We start from the raw sequence: 3,255 nt of genomic DNA on the forward strand, positions 1-3,255 counted from the left end.
GTAACGCCCTGGATCGGGATCTGCAGGCGATCGCGCCGGCCTTGCCGCGCCGCGGGGCGGTGGTGCTGCTGACGCCCGACGCCAATATCGACCACCTGGTGTTCCTGCGGTTGGCGGCGCGGCCAAGGGTCTATTCGACGGCGCCTGCCGAGGCCCCCTCCGGCGAGATCGCCGACGCCGTCGCGGTGCTGGCCACGGGGCTGCAGGCGCCGCCCGGCGCCTGGACGCGCGCCTTCCAGGGCGAAGAACTGTCATTGTTCCTTCCGGCCGCCGCCCACTGACACATGCCTATTGCCGAGGTCAGTCGCGCCTGAAAGCTTGGACCGATGGCCCTCGCCGCCGACACCGCCGCCGCACCGGGGCCGATAGACGCCCAACCCGGCGCCGAGCGCGGAGTCTTCGGCCATCCGCCGGGGCTCGCCTACCTCGCCTTCATGGAGGCCTTCGAGCGGTTCTCCTTCTACGGCATGCAGGCGCTTCTGGTGCTCTACATGACCAGCCAGCTGCTGATGCCGGGGCATGTGGAGCACGTGGCCGGCTTCGCCGCCTTCCGCGGCGGACTGGAGCACGTCTTCGGGCCGATGAGCCGCCAGGCGGTCAGCTCGGAGGTCTTCGGCCTCTACGCGGGTTTCTGCTCCTTCACCCCGGTGTTCGGCGGTATGATCGGCGACCTGGTCCTGGGTCAGAAACGCGCCGTGCTGGTCGGCGGCGTGATGATGGCGGCCGGCCACTTCCTGATGGCCTTCGAGGGACCGTTCCTACTCGCGCTCGCCCTGTTGATCCTCGGCTGCGGCCTGCTGAAGGGCAATATCTCCGCCCAGGTGGGCAACCTCTACCGCGGCGCGGACCGGCGGCGTACGGACGCCTTCCAGCTCTTCTACATGGCTGCCAATGTCGGCGTGTTCACCGCGCCCCTGATCTGCGGGACCCTGGGCGAGGTCGTGGGCTGGCATTGGGGATTCGGCGCGGCCGGCGTCGGCATGCTGGTCAGCCTGTCGATCTACCTGGCCGGCTACAGCCGCCTGCCCCCAGACACCCTGCCGCCGAAAGGCGAACAGCGGGCAAAGGCCGCCCGGCTGACCCGCGACGATGCGCCGACGCTGGCCGCCATGGGGGTGCTGCTGGTGGTGGTGGCGCTGTTCTGGATTGCCAACGGCGAGGTGCTGAACGCCTACATGATCTGGGCCAAGGGTCATCTGGACCGGCAGGTCGGGCCCCTGACCCTGCCGATCACCTGGCTGCAGTCGGTGAGCGCCATCGTCGGCATCTGTATGGCGCCGGTGCTGATCGGCCTGTGGAACGCCCAGGCCCGGCGCGGCCGCGAGCCCTCGGCGCTCGGCAAGATGGCGATCGGCTGCGGCCTGGCGGTGACGGCCTATGCCCTGCTGGCGCTCGCGGCGGCGCTGAGCGGACCGGCCAAGGTCCCTCTGGTCTGGGCGCTGGGCTTCCACCTGATCGTGCAGACCGCCTACCTGTTCGTCTATCCGATCGGCATGGCGCTGTTCAGCCGCGCCGCGCCGCCGGCGATAAATTCGCTGATGATCGGCGTCTACTTCCTGTCGGTGTTCGCCGGGTCCCTGCTGGTCGGCTGGGTGGGCCAGTTCTACGAGACGATGAGCGCGCCGGCCTTCTGGCTGCTTCATTGCGCCGCAGCCGGCGCAGCGGCCCTGATCATCCTGGCCCTATGGCGGCCGCTGAGCCGGGCATTCGCGGTAAAGGCAATTTAACCAGCCTCCTTAACTCCGCTGAATGTTCGCCGGCCTAAAGGTGTGCCGTCGAGATCGGACGCACGTGCAGTTAGGGGGTGCGTGAGGGCTGGCTCGGCGCCGGGGCGGCTGACCGAATGTCGGCCGCAATCGCAAGGTGGGACGAACCCCCGTGTCGTTGAACGAGAAGAAAACCCTGCCGACCGACCTGCCCGAAGGGCTGAAGCCGAGGATTCGGCTGTTCTTCAGCGTCGATCTCGTGGGCTCCACGGCGTTCAAGCAGTCGCGGCCGTCCTGGCTGCCGGCGCTGCTTAACTTCTATCGCGACTTCGACCAGATCATCCATGCGCAGTACCGGACCTTCCGGCAGCGCAGCAACGCCCACATCGCCCCGCCGGAATTCTGGAAATCCAACGGCGACGAGCTGCTCTACACCTGCGACCTGTCGAGCCGCGCCCAGGCGGTCGACGCCATCCACATCTGGCTCTCGGCGCTTGCCGCATACCGCTGCGACCTGGCCACCCTGACCGAGGACCTGGACGTCAAGTCCACGGCCTGGATCGGGCTGTTCCCGGCCCCCAATTCCGAGGTCTTCTTCCGCCGCGGCGGGGCGCAGTTCCGCTCCGACAGCGTCGACGATCCGGTGCTGGCGCAGGCCGAGATGCGCGACAAGTGGTACGCCGGTCACGGCCGCCACGACATCGTCCGCGACTTCGTGGGCCCCTCCATCGACACCGGCTTCCGCCTGACCAGCTGGTCTAGCCCGCGCCGGCTGATCCTGTCGGCGGACCTGGCCTTCCTCTTGACCAGCTCTTACGCCACCTCCGACGAGCCCCTGCCGCTGCACTTCTCCGGCGCGCAGAAGCTGCGCGGGGTGATGGACAATCAGCCCTATCCGATGATCTGGCTGCCGGTCGGCGCCGGCGCGCGCGCGGACGTCCACGACGAGGGCATCGGCCGCCACCTGAGCGATCCTAATCTGCTGCGCTCGTTCTGCGAGGCCATCGTCGAGCAGAACTACAAGGTCTTCACCCCGCTGTTCCTGGCCGACGACCCGGAGGACGACGGCGACTTCGGCTGGGCCCCGCCCTACATCATCAACCGCATCGCCAAGGACTGGCAGGCCGAAAAGCGCCTGAAGATGGCGGCGTAGACCCCTGATTCCGCTCGTCCCGGCAAATGCCGGGATCCAGATCGCGAAGCGCAGTCGCGGATTGGACGCGTTCAGCACCAATCGAACCCACCTCAGAGCCAACCCATCTGGGTCCCGGCCTTCGCCGGGACGAACGGCGGGCGGTCAGGTCTTCCGCCGGTCGACGGTCTCGACGCTGGGGTTGGCGCGGAGCGCCGCGGCGATGTGGGTCAGGTGGCGGGCGTCGTTGACGTCGACGTCGATGTCCACGTCGAAGAAGTCGTTCTGGCGGTGGTGCATCCTGAGCTGGACGATGTTGCCGCCAGCCTCGCCGATGATCGTGCAGACCTGGCCCAGGACGCCGGGCGAATTGCGGATGGTGGCGATCAGCTTGGCGCGCGCGATTGAGTTGCGCTC

General features: G+C 68.2%; 4 protein-coding genes. 3 read left to right on the top strand and 1 reads right to left on the bottom strand.

Translation table 11 applies throughout. The features are described from left to right. The 3 genes from E8A12_RS09225 to E8A12_RS09235 form a co-directional block, all read left to right on the top strand. The coding region (locus E8A12_RS09225) for a hypothetical protein (RefSeq protein ID WP_293367892.1) at positions 1 to 281 on the top strand (281 nt) is incomplete at its 5' end. A 45-nt stretch (positions 282 to 326) separates the two neighbouring features. Beyond that, a complete protein-coding gene (locus E8A12_RS09230) occupies positions 327 to 1,727 on the top strand; it encodes a peptide MFS transporter (RefSeq protein WP_293367894.1) in 1,401 nt (466 codons plus the stop codon). Between the two features lie 151 nt (positions 1,728 to 1,878). Further along, positions 1,879 to 2,859, top strand: coding sequence for a hypothetical protein (locus E8A12_RS09235; RefSeq protein WP_293367896.1), 981 nt, complete (start codon positions 1,879 to 1,881; stop codon positions 2,857 to 2,859). A 144-nt stretch (positions 2,860 to 3,003) separates the two neighbouring features. Here the strand turns inward: E8A12_RS09235 and E8A12_RS09240 are convergent. Further along, positions 3,004 to 3,255: ACT domain-containing protein (locus E8A12_RS09240; protein ID WP_293367898.1), on the bottom strand; the 252-nt coding region annotated here is incomplete at its 5' end.

The organism is Phenylobacterium sp. (assembly GCF_004799395.1).
Lineage (GTDB): Bacteria > Pseudomonadota > Alphaproteobacteria > Caulobacterales > Caulobacteraceae > Phenylobacterium.